This window comes from Methylophaga sp. UBA2513 (genome assembly GCF_002341285.1).
Lineage (GTDB): Bacteria > Pseudomonadota > Gammaproteobacteria > Nitrosococcales > Methylophagaceae > Methylophaga > Methylophaga marina.
The window spans coordinates 117,500-138,468 of record NZ_DDNT01000015.1 but is presented as its reverse complement, the minus strand read 5'-3'; the positions used below and the strand labels follow the sequence as shown (position 1 = coordinate 138,468).

Here is a 20,969-nt window from a genome sequence, read left to right as displayed (position 1 = left end):
GCGACGCTGATGGATACGATTGTTGCAGTAGCCACCGCGCCTGGGCGTGGTGGCGTCGGTGTCGTTAGAATCTCAGGCAAGCAAAGTGCTGAGATCGTGAGTGCAATTTGCGGCAAATTACCGACTCCTCGTTATGCGACCTTTACACACTTTCGCAGTGCCGAAAATGAAGTGATTGATGAAGGTATTGCCCTTTATTTTCCAGGTCCGGCTTCATTTACAGGTGAGGATGTAGTCGAACTGCAAGGACATGGCAGCCCACTTGTGATGGATAAACTCTGTCAGCGAGCCGTTGAGCTGGGTGCCAGAATGGCCAGACCGGGTGAATTTTCAGAGCGGGCTTTTCTGAATAATAAAATGGACTTGGCCCAGGCTGAAGCAGTCGCGGATTTAATTGAGAGCTCAACAGAGCAGGCTGCCAAAAGTGCAATGCGTTCACTGCAAGGTGATTTTTCTAATCGCATTAATGATTTTCTGCAAGAACTGACACACCTCAGAATGTACGTTGAAGCATCGATTGATTTCAGCGATGAGGAAATTGATTTCCTAGCAGAAGCGCAAGTCGACAGGCAACTTCAGGATTTATTAAAAACACTGGAAGGCATCACGGGCTCTGCCAAACAAGGCCGATTATTGCGTGAAGGTATCAGCGTCGTGCTGGCGGGTCAGCCTAACGCGGGTAAATCCAGCTTGCATAATCAATTAGCGGGTCATGATGCTGCCATTGTCACAGATGTCGCTGGCACCACCCGTGATGTACTGCGTGAGCAAATTCATCTTGGTGGCTTGCCATTACGTATCTCTGATACGGCCGGTTTGCATGATGCAACAAATGATATCGTTGAGCTTGAGGGCATTCGTCGTACCCAAAATGAACTGGCTCAGGCCGATCATATTCTATTACTGATCGATGATAGCCAAGGGCTGACTGAACAGGATAGAAAAATCCTGGCTGAGTTACCGGCGAATAAACCACTCACCATTATCCGTAATAAGATTGATAAAAGTGGTCACCTGACGCAATTGACAGAAGAAGAGGGGTATCCTACGTTGTATCTCTCGGCGAAGTCGGGCGATGGACTTGAGTTATTACAACAACATCTTTATCAAGCCGTCGGGTTTCACCCAGAAGAAGAAGGTGTCTTTATTGCCAGACGCCGCCATCTTGATGCACTGGCACGCGCCAGACAGTCTATCGTCAATGGTTATGACTGCCTCTCAGGGATGGGCGCTGGTGAGCTGTTAGCAGAAGAGTTACGTCTTGCACAAAATGCACTGGGTGAAATTACTGGTACCTTCACCACAGAAGACTTGCTGGATCATATTTTCTCCAGTTTTTGTATTGGCAAATAAGACTGTCAGAATTTGTCTTTATGCATCTGTAGCAGCTGCAAACTATTCAGTAAGAAGTCGATAAATAGTCGTATTCTGGCTGGTTGATGCTGGTTTTTCAGAGTAATGATATTAATCGGTGCGCTAATGACAGCCTGTTCTGGCAATACTTGCACTAATTTGTCTGTGCTTAAGTCCTCAGCTACATCCCAATAGGATTTCAGCACAATCCCCATGCCATTTAATGCCATAGCATGTGCTGCCTCACCATCATTACAACTTATGGCTTGCTGAATGTGTAAGGTTTGAGTGGGAAAGGCCCAGTTAATTTCAGTATGACGACTAATAATAATGCAGTGATGTTGGTAGAGTTCGTCCAAGGTCTGAGGCGTACCATTTTGAGCAAGATAGTCTGGTGACGCGCATAAAATACGATCATTATTCAACAGTCGACGTGCGACTAGTCTGGAATCTGGCAGCTCACCATAACGGATAGCTACATCAATACCTTCTGAAATCATCTCCTCAATGCTGTCACTTAACAGCAATTGGATGGTGATATTAGGATGCAGTTGTCTGAACTCAGCAATCAGTTTGACCAAATGACGTCGACCAAAACTGTTGGGAGAGGTAATGGTTAATGTGCCAGATATCTGTTCCGACTTTTGCAGAATGGCTTCTTCGGCCTGTTCTAATTCCGACACAATCCGCTGTGCATAATCAAAAAGCGTTTGCCCTTCATCACTGACTGATAATCGTCGCGTACTGCGATGAATCAGTTTTACACCCAGATACTGCTCAAGTTTACTCAGTCGCTTACTGGCGGCAGCGAGCGAAATGCCTAAGGCTTGGGCAGCGGCTGTCAGGCTACCGAGTGTGACCACTTTCTCAAATACTCTTAATCCAAGCAGATCATCAATACGTTTCATTGTTAACTAATCGGAAATAGTGAATTTACATTATATCTATTTAATCAATATTGTCGCTCACCTAAAATGGACACAAATAACTCATAAGGAGAGCATGATGAAAATCGATTTCAACGGTAAAAAAGCATTAGTCACAGCCTCAACGGCAGGCATAGGCTTTGCCATTGCATCTGGCTTAGCCGAGTCTGGAGCAGAGGTCGTTATCAATGGCCGTAGTGATGAGAGTGTAGAGAAGGCGATAGCGCGTATCAAACAACAACTGCCCGAAGCCAAACTTATTCCTGCTGCGGCTGATTTATCCACTGCGGCTGGCTGTCAACAACTTGTCAATGTCGTGCCGGAAGTCGATATTCTGGTCAATAATGCGGGTATCTTCGGTCCAGCGGACTTCTTTGAGACAGATGATGAAACCTGGGATACGTATTGGGCAACCAATGTGATGTCCGGCATGCGATTGTCACGATCCTATCTGCCAGCAATGCAGAAAAAACAATGGGGACGTGTTGTGTTTATTTCGTCAGAGTCTGCTCGCAATATTCCTGATGACATGATCCATTATGGAGTATCAAAGACGGCTCAGTTATCACTGTCTCGTGGTCTTGCCAAACGAGTAGCAGGAAGTGGCGTGACAGTGAATAGTGTGCTGCCCGGACCGACTCTTTCTGACGGCTTTAAAGCGATGATAGCTGATGAAGTAGAAAAAACAGGCCAGTCATATGAACAAGTCGGTCAATCCTTTGTTATGGAAGCCAGACCGAGTTCAGTCATACAGCGACCTGCTTCGGTAGAAGAAGTGGCCAATATGGTGGTGTATGTCTGCTCTGAGCAAGCATCGGCGACCAGTGGTGCTGCCCTCAGAGTCGATGGTGGTGTCGTAGACGATATTGTGTAACTGACAGGTATGGCATGCAGTTAGGGCCCATTCTAATCAACAGACGAATAGCGATTGCATTATTAGTGGCGTCGGCATTTTTTATGGAAACGTTAGACGCCACGATAATCGCTACCGCTTTGCCTGCGATCGCTAAGGATTTTGATATTGCAGCAGCCCATTTATCTGTGGGGGTATCGGCTTATCTTGTGGCATTAACTATTTTTATGCCGCTAAGTGGTTGGGCGGCTGATCGTTTTGGTGCCCGACGCGTATTTTCTTTTGCTGTACTGATGTTTATCACATCTTCTGTATTATGCGCATTGAGTACAGACTTATTGAGTTTTACGGCGTCGAGGATATTGCAGGGTTTTGGTGGGGCCATGATGGTGCCGGTTGGTCGCTTAGTTGTTTTGCGAGATACGCCAAAAAGCGAAATAGTCAAAGCGGTGGCGATTCTGACCTGGCCGGCCCTATTTGGTCCTGTGCTGGGCCCGTTTTTAGGAGGATGGATTGCCACACATTGGAGTTGGCAATGGATTTTTCTGATTAATATTCCGATTGGATTACTGATCTTAGTTATTACGCATTTTTTGATTCAACCCCAATCAACACCTGTTAGGCAAAAAGAACCTTTTGATGTCAGCGGTTTTTTCATGACTGGGAGTGGTTTTGGACTGTTTATGGCCGGTGTGGAATGTCTCAGTGCTGGCCGAATCGGTATGGCCTATAGCCTGAGTTTCATTACTGTTGGCATTATCTTGCTGGCTTTAGCTGTTAAGCATTTGCTGGGTAGTCAGTATCCTTTATTCAGCTTGAGCCCTCTAAAAATAAAAACGTTCAGAATAACGGCTGTGGGAGGCTCGTTTTTCCGTATTGCTGTCGCCTCAGTGCCTTTCTTATTACCTCTGATGTTTCAATTGGGTTTTGGTATGTCGCCCGTTGATGCGGGGACACTGTTGTTATGGTTATTTGTTGGTAACCTCTGCATGAAACCAGCCACCACCTGGATAATGAATACCTTTGGTTTCCGTCGAGTCTTGCTCGTCAATGGACTGATGGTGTCAGTCGGCTTCGCCGCGATGGCCATGTTTACTGTCAACACACCTCACTGGTTAATCGTATTGGTGTTATTTATCAGTGGTCTTAACCGATCTATGCATTTCACTGCACTCAATACTATTGGTTTTGCTGATGTAGGTGAGAAGCAAATGCGTGATGCCAGCACGTTGTTTTCTGTGCTGCAACAAATGAGTCGTGGTATCGGTATTGCTTTTGCTGCTCTGGTCTTAGCTTTTTCGATGTGGTTATTACATGGAACCACGCTGGTGGAAACACGGGCTGAGGATTTCCAGTTAGCTTTTTGGATCATTGCTGTGTTGGCATTAATTTCAATTGCCGATACCTTGAGTTTATCAAGAGATGCAGGTGCCTCTATTCTGAAACCTAAGACGGTTTCATGAGCTGAGTTATACCGTTGATAGATTGATTGTTCTTAAAGTTTGACAGCGGTCTGCTTCTCACATAACTTCGAAAGCATTTATCACTTCTCACAGGTTAGATATACATGGAATTTCTTTCACACTGGGTATCGGTTTTCTCAGGCTGGGTCTGGGGGCCGCCCATGCTGATATTACTGGTTGGTACTGGCTTATATTTAACCGTCATTTTAAGAGGCTTACAGTTCCGAAAATTAGGCCATGCCCTGAAGCTTGTCTTTCACAAAGAAGATAAAGCTGATGGGGATATCAGTCATTTTGCTGCCTTAACTACTGCTCTCGCCGCTACGGTGGGTATCGGCAATATTGTTGGCGTGGCGACAGCGATTTCTTTAGGTGGGCCCGGTGCCGTGTTTTGGATGTGGGTGACAGGACTTGTGGGGATGGCGACCAAATATGCCGAAGCCATGCTGGCCGTGAAATATCGTGAAGAAGGTGAAAACGGTATGCGTGGTGGGCCGATGTACTACATTTCAAAAGGTGTGGGCTTGCCATGGCTTGGCAGCTTGTTTGCGGTTTTCACCATCGGTGCTGCGTTTGGTATCGGCAATATGACCCAGGCAAATTCAGCGGCTGCTGCTGTAGAGCAAGTGTTTGGCGTGGAGACCAGCACAACCGGATTTGTGCTGATGGTGTTAACCGGTTTGGTATTAATCGGCGGAATTCGTTCAATTGGGCGCTTCACCTCAATGCTAGTACCTTTTATGATTGTGGCCTACTTGGGCGCTGCTTTTACGGTTATCGGGATCAATATTGACGAAGTGCCAGCGGCCTTTCATTTAATTTTCTGGCATGCATTTAATCCGATTGCGGCTGGCGGTGGTTTTGCCGGTGCTGCTGTCGCGGCGGCGATTCGTTATGGTGTGGCACGTGGTGTGTTTTCGAATGAATCGGGCTTGGGTTCAGCCCCCATTGCTGCGGCGGCAGCCCGGACGAATGATCCGGTGAAACAGGCATTGGTTTCTATGACTCAGACCTTTATTGATACTCTAGTGGTGTGTACTGCAACAGCGCTGGTAATCTTAACCGCCACAGCCTGGCAGGATGGGGTGAAAGCTAATATCTTAACCAGTGTCAGCTTTGCTGAAACATTAGGTATGACGGGCACGTATATCGTCGCGATAGCGACGGCTCTATTTGCCTTTTCCACTTTAATTGGCTGGAGCTATTACGGTGAAAAAGCACTGGAATATTTACTGGGTGAGAAAGCCATTATCGTCTTTCGTGTCGTGTTTGTGGCTGCAGTCATTGTTGGCGCTACCCGGGAGTTGAAGTTTGTCTGGGACTTTTCCGATTTGATGAATGGTTTAATGGCCATTCCAAACCTTATCGGGATTTTATTGCTGTCGAAAGTCGTGAAAGAAGAAAGTCAGCGTTATTTCAATACTAAGTGAGCCATTGTCATAAGAATGGTCATAAATTTATCTGTTTTACATTAAGGAGAGCACAATGAGTCGTCATTTTGACAATGCTGAAGGGGTAAGCGAGACACACGATCCCGCCACCCATGATTTTGTATTTAATCAAACCATGTTCCGCATCAAAGACCCGAAACGCACTCTGGCGTTTTACACTGAAGTGATGGGGATGACCTTAGTGAAACGATTTGATTTTCCAGAGATGAAGTTTACCTTGTACTTTATGGCGGCATTATCACCTGAACAAGTGAAAGCGATTTCAACGGATAACGATGAGCGTATCAAACAAACATTTGCCATGCCTGCCATGTTAGAGCTAACACATAACTGGGGTGATGAAGATAACGACGAGGTTAGCTATCACAATGGCAATAGTGATCCGCGTGGGTTTGGCCATATCGGTTTTGCTGTGCCAGATATTGATGCGTCATGTGAGCGATTTGAATCCTTCGGTGTGCCGTTTGTGAAGAAACCGAATGATGGCAAGATGAAAGGCATTGCCTTTATTCAAGATCCAGATGGTTACTGGATTGAGATTTTCACACCTGAACGTCAGCCAGAATTACTAAAAGATCACTTAGGCTAAGCGCATGTATTAAAAAAGGGGCATTGAGCCCCTTTTTTATTTGAAATGGTCTAGTCTAGCTTTTGGGTCCAAGTAAGAACCATATTAATAGACCTAGCACAGGGAATAACAACAGGATAAGAATCCATAAGATTTTTGCACCACCGCCAGCAGGACTATTGGCTACCTGGATAATGGCCCAGATAACAATGATTAACCAAATCAGACCTAATATGCCACCTACTTGTAAGTCCATTCTTTTCTCCTTGCTTGATGAAATATAGCTAGCTTAAATTAAGCTGCTGACGGACACAAAATTAATTCTGTGAAGGGGCGGCTGTGGGTGTCTCTTCATACAAACCACCACCCAAAGCTTTATAGAGTGTTAATTGATTACGAAGCCTCAACAGACGTGTATCAATTTGATTTAATTCACTGTTAATAGAGCTCCGTTGGGCATCCAGTACATCCAGATAGCTATCTATACCAGCGTTAAAGCGATATCGCGCTAATTCCAAACTGCGTTTGGTGGAAGCAGTGAGATCGTTTTGCGCATCCAACTGAGCATCTAGGGTGTAACGGGCTTCCATTTCGTCACGGACTTCTTTGAAGGCTTCTTGAATCACTTGTTGGTATTGGGCGATATTAATATCTTTTTGTAATTCGGCCACATTCAGGTTGGCCTGATTCACACCCCAGTCAAGTAAAGGCAGGGTGAACTGTGGTGCGATAGCCCATTGACGACTTGATGCTTCGCCTAGTTGACCAAAGCTCGTTCCCCCAAACCCAAGGGAGGTGGTGAGACTGATACGTGGGAAAAATGCTGCTCTGGCTGCACCAATATCAGCATTAGCCGATTTGATGATGGATTCAGCCTGCATCACATCAGGACGTGATAACAAGACATCAGAAGTCAGGTTGGCAGGAATATCTCGCAGTGTCTTTATTTCATACCAGTCTTTTTTCCACTCATCTTTGTCTAAAGTTTGTCCTACCAGAAGTTGTAAATTGGTGAAGTTCTGATTGGCTTGTTGCTGGTATTGGGCTTCCAGAACTCTTGCTTCATGTAACGCTGTTTCAGCTTGTCTGACATCGAGCTCAGAAGCTAATCCGCTATTAAACCGTTTTTCGATCAGTTGATAACTTTCAGCACGTGCTTCACGGGTTTCAGATGATAATTGCTGTTGAGCATCACTTGCTAACCAACTAAACCAGGCATCAGCCACTTGTGCAATCAAGGTTAATTGCATGCTGTCACGTGCGGATTTAGATGCCAGAAACTGCTGTAAAGCTGATTCTGACAGACTATCGATTCGGCCAAAGAAATCGAGCTCCCAGGCAGATATACCCAGTCCAACACTATAGGTATCCGTAATGCCACTACGACCTATGCCACTTAATGATTCTGGCGTACGCTGACGTGTCACTGAGCCTTCTGCATTGACCGTGGGTAATTTTGCGGCTTTTTGAATACGAAATTGCTCACGTAATTGTTCAACCGTGAGTGATGATACTCTGAGGTTTTGATTATTTGCCAGGGCTTTGCTGATTAACTGCTCCAGTTTTGGATCAAGATAAAAATCTCGCCAGCCAAGCTCTGCAACATTAAGCGTGCTTTCCTTTTGTTGATTGGCGATAGCAATCGTTGGCTCAGGCCTTTGATAATCAGGCATGAGTGAACAAGCCGATATCGTTAATATTGTCGAAATCGCTATCGATAATTTAAGAGGTTTCATCATAATTAGGCCCTTTTCACTTCATCATGTGATGATTTTTTAGTGAGTTTTTCTCGCAGACTAAATACCACAACAAAGAAGACAGGTATAAAGAATATCGCTAAAGCGGTAGCAGTGAAGACACCACCAAAAACACCGGTTCCTATGGCGTTCTGACTACCAGAACCTGCACCGGTGGCGATCATGAGGGGTAACACACCCAACATGAAAGCAAGTGATGTCATGATGATAGGACGCAGCCGCATTCTGACCGCTTCCATCGTGGCATCAATTAATGACATGCCGTCTTCGTACAGTGCTTTTGCAAACTCAACAATAAGAATCGCATTTTTGGATGCGAGACCAATCGTGGTTAGCAGGCCTACCTGAAAGTACACATCATTTGATAAGCCGCGCGCCATGGTGAATAGCACCGCTCCGATAATACCTAATGGTATAACCATCAGTACTGAGAACGGCACCGACCAACTCTCATAGAGGGCTGCCAGGCATAAGAACACAACCATAATAGAGATAGCATAGAGCAGCGGTGCCTGATCGCCGGATTCACGCTCCTGATAGGACTGTCCGGTCCATTCATACGCAAAGCCGGAGGGAAGCTTGGCGACTAACTCTTCCATGGCTTTCATCGCATCACCTGAACTGACACCTGGCGCGCCTTCACCTTGAATATTCACTGAAGAGACACCGTTGTAGCGCTCAAGTCTCGGTGAGCCATATATCCAACGCCCTTCAGACAGAGAACCCAGTGATACCATTTCATTATCATCATTACGAACATACCATTTTGAGACATCTTCAGGCATCATCCGATAAGGTGCATCGCCTTGTACATAGACTTTTTTGACACGACCATTATCAATAAAGTCGTTAACATAGGTAGATGCCCAAGCGGTATTAAAGGTTTGGTTAATTTGATTTAAGTCCACCCCAAATGCCGCGGCTTTGGTATGGTCCACATCAATCTTAAATTGCGGTGTATCTTCCTGACCATTCGGTCTGACACCCGTCAGACGTGGATCCTGAGCAGCCATTCCTAACAATTGATTTCTGGCATTCATCAATGCAGCATGGCCTTGGCCACCCACATCTTTTAGCTGTAAATCAAAACCACTCGCATTACCCAGTTCGGTGATAGATGGGGGAATGATGGGGAAAATCATGGCATTCTTAATGGACGCAAAATATTGAAAGGCGCGTCCAGCGACCCCTTGCACACTCAACTCCTGACCGGGACGTTCATCCCAAGGTTTCATATCGGTGAAGGCCATACCGTTATTCTGGCCACGACCAGCAAAACTGAAGCCGATGATCGAGAAAACTGAGTTCACACTGTCTTTCTCTTGATCTAGGTAATAGTCTTCAATTTTATTCATCACTTCAGCTGAGCGTTGTTTTGAGGCATTGGCTGGTAATGTCATTAAAGTAAACATCGTGCCCTGATCTTCTTCAGGTAAGAAAGAGGTCGGAAGCTTGGTGAATAAAAACGCCAATACACCTACTATCAATAAATAGATCACCATATATCTGCCAGTACGGTGAATCATGTGACCGACAGAGCTTTGGTATTTATTTGTTGCCCGGTTGAAGTTACGGTTAAACCAGCCGAAGAAACCTTTTTTATCATTATGCTCATCGTCACCCGCTCTGAGTAGTGTGGCACAGAGGGCTGGTGTCAGTGTTAATGCGACGAGTACCGATAAGGCCATGGCAGAGACGATCGCTACCGAGAACTGTCGGTAAATAACGCCGGTCGAACCACCAAAAAAGGCCATTGGTATAAATACTGCTGAGAGTACCAAGACAATACCGACTAAAGCACTTGTGATCTGATCCATCGACTTTCGGGTCGCTTCACGAGGGGATAGCCCATCCTCATGCATAACCCGCTCTACGTTTTCTACCACCACGATGGCGTCATCAACCAACAAACCAATCGCTAACACCATGGCAAACATCGTCAATGTATTGATACTGAAACCGAAGGCGAACAGCACAGCAAATGTTCCTAACAAAACAATTGGCACGGCAATAGTCGGAATCAACGTGGCCCGGATATTCTGCAAGAATAAATACATCACTAGGAACACTAAAACGATCGCTTCGATTAAGGTGTGAATAACATTTTCTATAGAGATTCTGACCGAAGGTGTCGTATCGTAGGGATAAACCACTTGTAGGCTGTTTGGAAAATAAGGCGATAATTCGTCAATACGCTCACGAATTTTTTGGGCTGTTTCCAGCGCATTTGCGCCTGAAGCTAAGTTAATACCAATACCGGCAGCGGGTTGTCTATTATATTCAGTTTCAAATTGGTAATTCTCACCACCCAATTCAATACGAGCCACATCAGACAGTTTGATACGTGATCCATCCTCATTCACACGCAAGATGATTTGGCCGAATTGTTCCGGTGTTTCCAGTTGAGTCTGCACAATAATACTGGCATTAAACTCTTGCCCTTTTACGGCAGGTGCACCGCCAAGTTCACCGGCGGCGATCTGCACATTTTGGGCACTGATTGCACTGGTTACATCAGTCGTCGTCAGTTTGTAATGTGCTAATTTATCGGGGTTAAGCCAGATGCGCATGGCATATTGTGATCCAAAGACCTGAATTTGACCCACACCATTTATACGACTCAATGGATCTTTAATATTAGCCGAAACATAGTCAGCAATATCGTATTTATCCATGCTGCCATCATCAGAATAAAAACCAAGCACCATCAAAAACGCCGCACTTGACTTAGTGACTTCAATACCCTGGTTTTGCACGGCTTGGGGCAGCAACGGCATGGCAGATTGGAGTTTGTTCTGAACCTGTACTTGGGCAATATCGGCATCGGTTCCGGGATTAAAGGTGACCGTTAAGGAGCCTGCACCTGAGGAGTCACTGGTGCCTGACATATAGAGAACGTTATCAATCCCCGTTAGGTTTTGTTCGATCACCTGAATAACGGTGTCCTCAACCGTTTTAGCGGAAGCACCAGGATAGGCAGTACTGATTTCTACTGAGGGTGGGGCGACCGTCGGATATTGGGATATCGGTAATTGAACAATGGAAATTATCCCTGCCAACATAATAATGATGGAGATTACCCAGGCAAAAACAGGGCGATCAATAAAAAATCTAGCCATGATTACGCTCCGTTACCTGCCGTTTGTAAGGTATTGTTATCAATCATCACTGGTGCATCTGGTGCGACTTTTTGCAGGCCTTCAACAATGATTTGATCGCCGGCATTGAGTCCTGACTTCACAATCCAGTTGTCATCAATAGCCCGGTCCAGTTCCAGTTGACGTAGTTCTACTTTATTTTCTTTGTTGACCACCAAAGCCGTGGCATTACCTTCACGGTCAAACGTGATGCCTTTTTGTGGTGCCAGGATGACGTTGTCCAGCTTCCCTTCTTCAATCGTGGCTTTCACGAACATGCCGGGCAAGAGCAGCTTATCTGGGTTTGGCATAATGGCCCTCAAGACCACATCACCTGTAGTTGGGTCTACATTGGCCTCGGCAAATTGTAAGGTGCCAGTTTCTGAGTAAGGACTGTCATCTTCCAGTGTCAGAGTGACTTTAGGGGCTTTCTCTTTGTTTATCTGACGGGCAATTATTCGCTTACGTAAATCCAGTAGGTGTTTCGATGGCTGTGAAATATCAATGTATATTGGGTCGAGCTGGTTGATAGTGGTCAATACAGCAGCTTGTTGTGCGGTTACCAAGGCGCCTTCTGTAAAGTTAGACTTACCTATTTGACCTGATATGGGAGCATAGACATGAGTGTAGTTCAAATTGGTCTCTGCCGTCTTTAATGTGGCTTCCTGCACTTTGATATCCGCTTCTGTTTGCTGATAAGTGGCTAAGGCATCATCGTAATCTTGCTGACTGATGGCATTATCAGCAAGCAGATTTTTGTATCTGGCTTCTTTAGACTTTGCTGTCTGGAAAGCAGCCTTGGCTCGCATTAATTGTGCTTTAGCATTGGCCACCTCAGCTTGATATAAAGCGGCATCAATTTGATATAGCTGCTGACCTTCTTTTACTTGAGCGCCTTCTTCAAAAAGACGTTTCTCGATAATCCCATTCACCTGTGGGCGGACTTCAGCTTGTCTGAAAGCTGTAGTCCGAGCAGGTAATACACTGCGTAATGTTACTTTTTGTGGTGCCAGCGTGACCACATCCACATGACTGGTTTGCTTCTGGCCTGCCTGGCCAGCTTGCTGTTGTTGGTCAGACTGACATGCTGTTAATACAAGCAATACAGACAATGTTATGACACGAAGAAAAGAAGGTGAGATTTTCATTAATAACTCCATTATTGAGTCTCAATTTTTGACGTTGATATGGCATTCCATGAAGCATCCAACATGGTATTCAGATCATCCGGGGATATTTTGATAGTGCCTCGAAGCTGTTGCCCTGCAAGGTTGACATAGGGCTCTATACCAAAGCTGCTCAGTACGTCATTGGGTAAATTTTTCAAGATGCCTTGTTTACGACCTTGTTCATATAAGTCAGAAAGTGGCTGTAATTGACGCCAGGTGTCTTGATAAAGATCATCCAGTACGTTTTCAGGCAGGTGATCGAATTGAGGCTTACACAAAGTCATGCACTTATTATTTAGAAAAAATTGCCATAGCCGTATACATAGCTCCCGATACTGTTGCTCTAGTGGCAGAGTGGTATCGTGACTCTCAAAAATAGCGTCTGCGACTGTGCTAATGATGTTGCTGTGTAAACTGACTATCAACTCATCTTTGTCTTTGAAATACAGGTACACAGTACCTGCCGCAACCCCGGCTTCTGCGGCAAGCTGCTTTATAGAAAAACCATGAAACCCTTTTGTGGCTAAAAGCTTTAGCGTTGCCGATAAAATGGCTTGATGTTTATCCTTGCATGAGGATGCACACATGAAATTTCACCTGTAATGAATGAACGTTCATTCATTTTATGGGTAAAACCCTTTTTAGTAAAGTGTCATTTTGTGATGAATCTCTATTTATGCAGATCTGACCGCGTTATGGATTTTTTGTAAACGCTCAATATCAGCATCAAGATCTAGTGCTAATAAAGCACGTTGATAGGCCAAATCAGAATGCTTTTCAACGCACTCAGCAAAACACTCAGGCGAGATTTGTTTTAAAGCGAGTAATGATTTTTGTAGGCGTAGATGAATTTCCAGCATACCAGCACCATCTCTACTGATGGGGAGGAATATATCGTCAAATAAACTATCGAGTTTGACTTCCGGCATGCGTACATAAGGGTAGGCAATATTGTCATTTGAATCGTCAAGCTTTTTATGATCACACCAGAGAGATAGTACTCTCACAGCACGACTCAATATATCGATGGCTGTTCCAGGATCATTAACAGCAGGAGACAGGGCTCTTGATGCAATCTCAGCTAATACGGTGAATCCAAAGCGGGGGTCCTGATCAAATGATCTCAAGTCATTAATGGACAGGGCTTTGATGACGGTTTCATCAATCGAATCAGACTGTTTACCATCATAATAAGCGACAGCTTCACCGGGATGAACAAAATGCCCAGGCTCGATGTATAAACAAATTTCAGTTTCATTAGACTCGGCACAACGATTTAATCCGCCTAAATCGATGTGTTCAATGTATCCCACCTTGTTAATATAAACTGCATTCTTGCCTTTCTTAGGTGGATTTTCTTTATCTAAGCGTTTTGCACCAAGACATGGATAATCAATACGCTGTTTCATGGCTTGGGTGAGAGCATCTTCTACACGATTCGTGGTTTCACTCAACCGGCCTAACAATGATAGGTGTTCAATCCAACGTAAAATAGTGACAACGATGAGGATGATAACGCCGATGGTGACGGTGAAGAGAATCAAACGTCCATTTTCACCATATACATCAGTGCTTAACGCGATAATACCGACCAAACTATATAAAAAAGAACCAATAAAGGTGGCCAGCACATTTTGTGTGGTTGAGTCCTGCCTGACTAATTGCGTTGCTCGTGGTGTCGCACTTGAACTTGCAGCAGTATAAGCAGAGACCATGACACTGAGGGAAAAGGTGGTCACGGCAAGCATGCTGGAAGCCAGAATATTGAGAATGCCACGGACGGCTTCCGAACCAATTTCAAAGGGAAGTGGACTCTCAATTAAAGACTGCACAGGAATGGCAATGAGTGCCGTTACGATGGCGAGTACAGCGAATAGTGATGCCCTCAACCATAAAGTTCTCGTTAGTTGAGTTAACAACCATCGCCATTTCGAAATCATTGTTTGTCCTTATATCAGCTTCATTTCAGCATAATGAAGCAATTACCCTTAGGCAACTCTGCAGGCAAAAAAAAAACCGATGACTGAGCATCGGTTCTTTTCAGAGCTTGATTCGTTTCTATGGTGAGAAAGATGAGCCACAGCCACAAGTTGTTGTGGCATTGGGGTTACGTATAACAAATTGAGAACCTTCAATGCCGTCAGTGTAATCAATCTCTGCGCCAACCAAGTATTGATAACTGGCTGGATCAATCAGTAAAGTGACACCGCTTTTTTCAACTTGTGTATCACCATCGCTGACATCTTCTTCGAAGGTAAAACCATATTGAAAGCCTGAGCAACCGCCGCCAGTAATGAATACACGTAATTTGAGTTGATCATTACCTTCTTCAGCAATAAGATCGCTGACTTTTGCTGCCGCTGCCTCAGTAAAGATAATTGGGCTGGGCATTTCGCTTGTCATGTCATCACTCCGATAAATGGTTAATTAATAGCCATTATCCAATTCTGACTAAATTAGTCAAGATTTAGCTTTTTTGCTCAAGATGGAATGACTCATTTTCATCAAATACTTCATGCTCAACGTTCAGTATGTCTTCTTCTTCGTCCTGAGCACGAATTAAGTGACCGTTCACTTCACTACCCATTGCCATCTCAATCATGCGGTAATAAAGGTTGCCATTGATACGCGCCTTTGGTGCAAGCTCAACATGTTCGGAGGCAAAAACATTGCCATTTATTTCGCCATTGATAATCAGATTTGGCACGCGAACCTCGCCTTCAATCTTACCTTGGTCACTGATGGTGAGTAGTGAGGAATCTTCGTTGGCGATAATAGAACCTTGAATACTGCCGTCAATGCGTAAACCACCACTGAAATGAATATCACCTTTTATGTGAGTATCACGACCAATTAATGTATCGATACGTGTGGTTGTTTTTTTCTTTTTTGGTTTATCTTTTTTAAACATGATCAACCTCGTTTATGGCAGGGACGGCGTGACTTCCCAGTTAAAAGTACGTGTAGTGAGTGTTTTTTTACCTTGTTTTAACTCAATTTTCAGGCTTTTGGGTTGTTCATTCTGTTCTATGTTCAATGTGCCTTCAAGCACTTGCACGTGTTTTAACTTTAACCCATGTGTGTTGATTAAGCGGGGGGTTGCTTTATCGTCATTGAATTGAAGCGCTACCAAGACATCACCCTTAATGGCTTTGGAAATTTTTTTCCCTTGAGTAATCACAATTCGGTAGAAATACTGGCTTGGATTATCCGGATTTGGCCTCAGGTGAAGTTCACGAATCTGAAGTTCACTACTGGCATTACCCTGGGTAATATTCTGGTAGAACAATAATTCTTTATTCAACTCGATAACTTGATTTTGTAGTTTTTCCAAGTTCGATTGAAGCTGCGAATCAGTGGCATCCTGCATAGCCTGCATTCTTGAAATGTCATTGACCTGAGCGGTGAGCAACTTATTTTGTTCGAGTAAATTCTGGTTTTCTGCGTGTAGCTGTTCGTTTTGTTCTTTCAATGCAGTGATTTGAGCATTTTGCTCATTCTGCCATTGCGTGGTCCAGTACCACAGTAATGCTGCTGATATTGCCAAAGTTATTAGCAATATCAACAAGGTACGATAAGGACGTCTATGATGAATTACATAGGGTTTATCAATCATCAGGGCATCATCGCAATAACATTAATCCCTGTTTTTTCATCAAGGCCAAACATGATATTCATATTATGGATTGCCTGGCCTGAAGCACCTTTCACCAGGTTGTCGATGACTGAAAGTACCACCACCGTATCACTATTTTGTGGCTGGTGAACGGCGATACGACACACATTACTACCTTGTACACTACGTGTTTCCGGCATTGAGCCGTGAGGCATGACATCAACGAATGGTTCATTCGCGTAACGATCTTCAAATATTTTTTGTATATCCACATCCTGTGTCGTTAGACGACCATATAACGTGGCATGAATACCTCTGACCATTGGCGCTAGATGAGGAATAAACGTCAAATCCACTTTACGCTGACAATGCTCTGACAATACCTCGCGAATTTCAGGTAAGTGACGATGGCCATTGACACCATAAGCCTTAAAGCTGCCACTGGTTTCTGCCATTAACATGGGAATGGCTGCTTTTCTGCCAGCACCACTGACACCGGTTTTGGCATCGGCAATTAAATGCATCGGGTCAATTAACCCTGCTTCCAGTAATGGTAAAAAGCCTAGTTCAGTAGCAGTAGGATAGCAGCCGGGCACAGCGACTAATTGTGCATTTCTAATCTTGTCACGATTTAACTCTGGTAAACCATAAACAGCCTGTTCAAATAACTCAGGACAAGTGTGCTTGGTGTTGTACCACTGTTCCCAAACAGCCACATCATTTAATCTGAAGTCTGCAGACAGGTCGATAACTCGGGTATGTCGTTTGATTAGTTCGGGTACCAGAGCCATTGCCACTGTATGTGGTGTAGCAAAAAACACGACATCGCATTGAGCAAGAATATCAGGATCCGGTTCTGAAAAAGCGATATCAACGTGACCACGTAAGTTAGGAAAGAGATCGCTGACCGGCATGCCCGCTTCACTTCGCGAGGTGATAACCTCAAGTGATACGTCCGGGTGATTCGCAAGTAATCTGAGTAGTTCAACACCTGTATATCCGGTGCCACCAACAATGCCGACTTTGATCATAAGTTACTCTGTCGTCCGATAATAAAGACCAACATGATAAAAGAGCCCAAGCCAAAGCGAAAGTCTGTATCACCGATTATTGATTGAAAAGTTGTTCCAGACGGCTCTTTTGTTGGATGTATATAGCCGTTGGGTACGGATGGTTATCAGTAAATTGCAGCTGATTGATATAAACAGGATAGTTCTGGTTATTTTTTCTTAAGCTTTGAATAAATTGGCGTACTTGATCAAATAATGCCTCATCGTCTGCAAGCCCTTCGAACCATTTTTTACCACACATGATAGTGCAGGCAGCATCTAAAGCTGGGCTGGCCATATTCACTTGTACCGGTAAAAATCCTTGTGATGTCGATTGTTGGGCGATGGCATTGATTTTCCAGCCTTGCTGACTGTGACTCAGCAAATAGAAGCGGATATGTTCAAATTTATTCACGGTTTTAATGTGTGAGATAAACACATTGAGGTGACTCATCAGTGTGGACTCACTGAGATGCTGAACCTGTTGTCGAATAAGGTTGGCATATTCATCTATGAGGTAATACACCACGGTATTTTGTTCAAGATAGAGAAAAATACTGACCTGTTTTGTTGACTGATACTTTAACAGGGTATTGAGAAGTTGATCCTTATCGAGATAGCTATCCAAAGCCTGAGCAGTGAAGATTGTTGTATTATCAGCAAGGTGTTGCCAAAAACTCTGTGATAACGGACGTCTGACATATTCAACTTGCTCATCGTGCCATTGAAGTTGATAGGGACGGTCAGCCAGGTTAAGCAAAAACTTACCCTGATCCGGGTGCTGTTGATAATGTCGGCAGACTTGAGTCAGTAAAGCTTCCAAGCGCTGGTTTATGGCTTTTTCAAATCCAGGTGTTGGGCACCAGCTACTGATCTTCGGTGTCTTTGCTGGCCGCCACAATAATAGACTGGTTAACAAATCAAGAATGGCTGTTTGGCCCTGATAGAAGCCACTATAGATTTGACCATGGCTGGAAATGAATAAACAATCAACACTTAATATTAAACTCTCTTTAAAAGAGCTGTAGTTGAGCGGATCATTCTGTTTGCTGGAAAGCTGAAGCCCTTGTTGCGAGAGCTTATTACTTGGTTGCTGCTCCAAGTTAGGAAAGACGAGTACCTGTTCAATGCTTTCTATTTCAGTCACCGTAGTACGAACTGTTGGAATATCTAAATCCGACATACCCTGACTGATTAGGTGCTTGCTCATTTCGATAACGGCAGAGGTCGTATACTTTTGATGTTGATCTGTCACACTCAGCCAATTGGTTTTAGCAAGCAACTGGTGATTAATAGCCCAGCTTATGACATCGATGAGTTGAGGATGCTGATATAAACCTGTTCTGGCATTGTCAGAGAGTGGCGACTGACTGAGTAACCAGTCCTGCTGCTCTTTGAACCGGTATAAAAATAACCTGTTCTCACTCGGTTCTGGACGCAAAGCTCGTGGCAACATGGGGATTTGATTGCCTGTCGGTTGAAAACGTAAACGGTATAACTGATTTAAATACGCCGTCTCATTATGGGTATCCAATTGCTCAGATTGGCAATAATGCTGCAAAGCCTGTAGCAAGGATTGAACAACAGTAGCTAAGTTTTCAAACCAGGCCTGACTATTGTTGATATTCAGGCGACGAGTATCCAGCTTTTGTAATTGTGTCGCTGGCCATTGCCACTGGCTGGTCAATTGTTTTACACATTCTCTACGCCAAGGGTGTGGAGGATGTTTGACCTCTATGGAGAGTGCTTCCTGACTTTCTATGTAAACTATTTCTCTAGCTATTTGTTTATTGGCGTCAGTAGCATAGATCTCAATCAGTGCCAATTTCAGGGCTTGGATATCAAGTGCGGTGAAAGCCTGCTCACCACGGTAAATCGTCTGTTTTAACAGGTGAGATAACGTCGGCAATGATCTGCCTGGTTCTAGCAATAGAGCAATATAGAGTAGATCAAGTGTCGCATGACCTATCAGTAGAAATTGCTGACATGCTTCGAAAGATTTTTTAAATACGGCATTTTTATCAATAGATTCAGCTGGGCCAAAATCAACGAGATTATATTGTTTAAATTTAGCCTGGGTTTTGAACTCATCAACAATGAGATGATGATCAGTCTGTTCTTCATGCGTTAACAACCACCAGTATGGTTCACAACCTGCCAGCACTATACCTTGCGTATAGAATTCTTCCTTTTGCCAGTCCGTTAGCGCAGTATCGTTGGTCAATGCTTTCTCGGTGATTAATTGCGCATTCAGTATCAATCCGTTCTCTGCACACCACTCAGTGATGGCGTCTAACTTTTTTTGCAGTTGATGTCGTTGTTCGATACTTAATAAATCAGAGCAAAGTAACCATAATTCGAACTCGGTTTTGTCTGAGTAGCTGAAGTAGTGATGAGGATGGAGAAGATAAAGACCACGCAATGGATAACGACGCAGAGCGCGTGCACGATGACTAAAGCTACGGTTCAGTTGTTGTGCTTGGCTTATCGTATCCTGAGAAGGACGGTAATCAAGTAAGCCGGCTGGCACATCATCACTAATATACCCTGGCAATAGCTTGGAGTTGATATGTAGAAATAATGGCAGTAATTGGAAAATTAACGCCTGCCGAGCAGGCGCCAATTCGATTAAGTGTTGGAAGCGCTGATAATTTAGCGATTGGAATAAACGATAAGCCTCAACGCGATCCACAAAAAGTCCACGTGTATTTAGTGTCTAAAATGACGCATGCCAGTAAATACCATGGCAATACCATGTTCATTGGCAGCGGCAATGACTTCGTCATCACGCATTGAGCCACCCGGTTGAATCACCGCTTTAATACCGGCAGCAGCGGCGGCATCAAGCCCGTCTCTAAACGGGAAGAATGCGTCAGACGCCATCACGGCACCCGGCACAGTCAGACCTGCATCTTCCGCTTTAATACCCGCAATGCGGCTGCTGACAACACGGCTCATTTGACCGGCGCCGATGCCCACTGTTTGCTGGTTTTTAACATAAACAATCGCATTTGATTTCACAAACTTAGCCACACGCCAAGCAAATAATAAGTCGGCCATTTGCTCTTCGGTTGGCGCCTGTTCTGTGACTACTTTCAGGTCAGCTTTTTGTACTAGCGCTTCATCACGATCCTGAACTAATAAACCGCCATTAACCCGTTTGTAATCCAGACCCGTTTCAGTATTGCTGACAAACTCACCACACGCTAATAAACGCACATTGGCTTTTTGCGCCACAATGGCTTGTGCTTCATCCGTGATAGATGGTGCAATGATGACCTCAACAAACTGACGGTCAATAATGGCTTTTGCTGTATCGGCATCTAATGGACGGTTAAATGCAATGATGCCACCGAATGCTGAAGTAGGATCTGTTTCGTAGGCTAAATCATAAGCTTTAAGTAAGCTATCAGATACCGCCACACCGCAAGGGTTGGCATGTTTAACAATCACACAGGCCGGTGCTTCTGGGAATGCTTTGACACATTCAAGCGCAGCATCAGTGTCGGCAATGTTGTTATATGACAGTTCTTTACCCTGCAACTGTGTGGCTGCACTGATGGTGCCTGAAGCAGGATTTGCTTCAGTGTAGAAAGCGGCATTTTGATGCGGGTTTTCACCGTAACG

At 44.5% G+C, this 20,969-nt stretch carries 18 protein-coding genes; 5 read left to right on the top strand and 13 right to left on the bottom strand.

What is annotated here, in order from left to right:
- Window positions 1-9 precede the first annotated feature (9 nt).
- Complete coding sequence (mnmE, locus tag B3V56_RS09895) at window positions 10-1,353, top strand: tRNA uridine-5-carboxymethylaminomethyl(34) synthesis GTPase MnmE (RefSeq protein ID WP_289281668.1); 1,344 nt, start codon at window positions 10-12, stop codon at window positions 1,351-1,353.
- A gap of 5 nt (window positions 1,354-1,358) precedes the next feature.
- Here the strand turns inward: mnmE and B3V56_RS09890 are convergent, their stop codons facing one another.
- Window positions 1,359-2,261: a LysR family transcriptional regulator gene (locus B3V56_RS09890; protein WP_289281667.1), complete on the bottom strand. Its 903-nt coding sequence runs from the start codon at window positions 2,259-2,261 to the stop codon at window positions 1,359-1,361.
- A 94-nt stretch (window positions 2,262-2,355) separates the two neighbouring features.
- Here B3V56_RS09890 and B3V56_RS09885 point away from each other — a divergent pair, with 94 nt between their 5' ends.
- From B3V56_RS09885 to gloA, 4 genes are all read left to right on the top strand, one after another.
- Window positions 2,356-3,153 (top strand): SDR family NAD(P)-dependent oxidoreductase, encoded by a 798-nt coding sequence (locus B3V56_RS09885; protein WP_320165416.1) that lies wholly within the window; start codon window positions 2,356-2,358, stop codon window positions 3,151-3,153.
- Window positions 3,154-3,167: 14 nt separating this feature from the next.
- Window positions 3,168-4,595, top strand: coding sequence for an MFS transporter (locus tag B3V56_RS09880; protein WP_289284223.1), 1,428 nt, complete (start codon window positions 3,168-3,170; stop codon window positions 4,593-4,595).
- Window positions 4,596-4,699: 104 nt separating this feature from the next.
- Window positions 4,700-6,025 (top strand): alanine/glycine:cation symporter family protein, encoded by a 1,326-nt coding sequence (locus B3V56_RS09875; protein ID WP_286303449.1) that lies wholly within the window; start codon window positions 4,700-4,702, stop codon window positions 6,023-6,025.
- Between the two features lie 55 nt (window positions 6,026-6,080).
- Window positions 6,081-6,635 (top strand): lactoylglutathione lyase, encoded by a 555-nt coding sequence (gloA, locus tag B3V56_RS09870; protein ID WP_286303450.1) that lies wholly within the window; start codon window positions 6,081-6,083, stop codon window positions 6,633-6,635.
- A 55-nt stretch (window positions 6,636-6,690) separates the two neighbouring features.
- On the opposite strand, the gene B3V56_RS09865 is transcribed toward gloA, so the two are convergent.
- From B3V56_RS09865 to purH, 12 genes are all read right to left on the bottom strand, one after another.
- Window positions 6,691-6,870, bottom strand: a complete 180-nt coding sequence (locus B3V56_RS09865; protein WP_091712983.1) for a PLDc N-terminal domain-containing protein — start codon at window positions 6,868-6,870, stop codon at window positions 6,691-6,693.
- A gap of 61 nt (window positions 6,871-6,931) precedes the next feature.
- The gene (locus tag B3V56_RS09860) at window positions 6,932-8,353 is read right to left on the bottom strand and encodes an efflux transporter outer membrane subunit (RefSeq protein ID WP_289281663.1); all 1,422 of its coding nucleotides are present in this window, start codon (window positions 8,351-8,353) and stop codon (window positions 6,932-6,934) included.
- A 2-nt stretch (window positions 8,354-8,355) separates the two neighbouring features.
- Window positions 8,356-11,490, bottom strand: a complete 3,135-nt coding sequence (locus B3V56_RS09855; protein ID WP_289284222.1) for an efflux RND transporter permease subunit — start codon at window positions 11,488-11,490, stop codon at window positions 8,356-8,358.
- 2 nt (window positions 11,491-11,492) lie between these two features.
- A complete protein-coding gene (locus tag B3V56_RS09850; RefSeq protein WP_289281660.1) occupies window positions 11,493-12,656 on the bottom strand; it encodes an efflux RND transporter periplasmic adaptor subunit in 1,164 nt (387 codons plus the stop codon).
- Between the two features lie 11 nt (window positions 12,657-12,667).
- Entirely contained in the window at window positions 12,668-13,264 is a 597-nt protein-coding gene (locus B3V56_RS09845) for a TetR/AcrR family transcriptional regulator (protein WP_289281659.1), read from the bottom strand.
- Window positions 13,265-13,351: 87 nt separating this feature from the next.
- Complete coding sequence (locus B3V56_RS09840; protein WP_289281658.1) at window positions 13,352-14,617, bottom strand: DUF2254 domain-containing protein; 1,266 nt, start codon at window positions 14,615-14,617, stop codon at window positions 13,352-13,354.
- A 118-nt stretch (window positions 14,618-14,735) separates the two neighbouring features.
- Complete coding sequence (gene erpA / locus B3V56_RS09835) at window positions 14,736-15,080, bottom strand: iron-sulfur cluster insertion protein ErpA (RefSeq protein WP_289244138.1); 345 nt, start codon at window positions 15,078-15,080, stop codon at window positions 14,736-14,738.
- A 64-nt stretch (window positions 15,081-15,144) separates the two neighbouring features.
- Window positions 15,145-15,588 carry a bactofilin family protein gene (locus tag B3V56_RS09830; protein ID WP_286303457.1) on the bottom strand — a complete coding sequence of 148 codons (444 nt, stop codon included), beginning with the start codon at window positions 15,586-15,588 and terminating at the stop codon, window positions 15,145-15,147.
- Window positions 15,589-15,600: 12 nt separating this feature from the next.
- Window positions 15,601-16,293 carry a DUF6776 family protein gene (locus tag B3V56_RS09825; RefSeq protein ID WP_289281657.1) on the bottom strand — a complete coding sequence of 231 codons (693 nt, stop codon included), beginning with the start codon at window positions 16,291-16,293 and terminating at the stop codon, window positions 15,601-15,603.
- Window positions 16,293-17,324, bottom strand: a complete 1,032-nt coding sequence (argC, locus tag B3V56_RS09820) for an N-acetyl-gamma-glutamyl-phosphate reductase (RefSeq protein WP_286303460.1) — start codon at window positions 17,322-17,324, stop codon at window positions 16,293-16,295. Before argC ends, B3V56_RS09825 begins: the two co-directional genes overlap by 1 nt.
- Window positions 17,325-17,400: 76 nt before the next feature.
- Entirely contained in the window at window positions 17,401-20,034 is a 2,634-nt protein-coding gene (locus B3V56_RS09815; protein WP_289281656.1) for a class I adenylate cyclase, read from the bottom strand.
- Window positions 20,035-20,051: 17 nt separating this feature from the next.
- Window positions 20,052-20,969 (bottom strand): bifunctional phosphoribosylaminoimidazolecarboxamide formyltransferase/IMP cyclohydrolase (gene purH, locus B3V56_RS09810; RefSeq protein WP_289284221.1); only part of this gene is annotated, 918 nt, incomplete at its 5' end.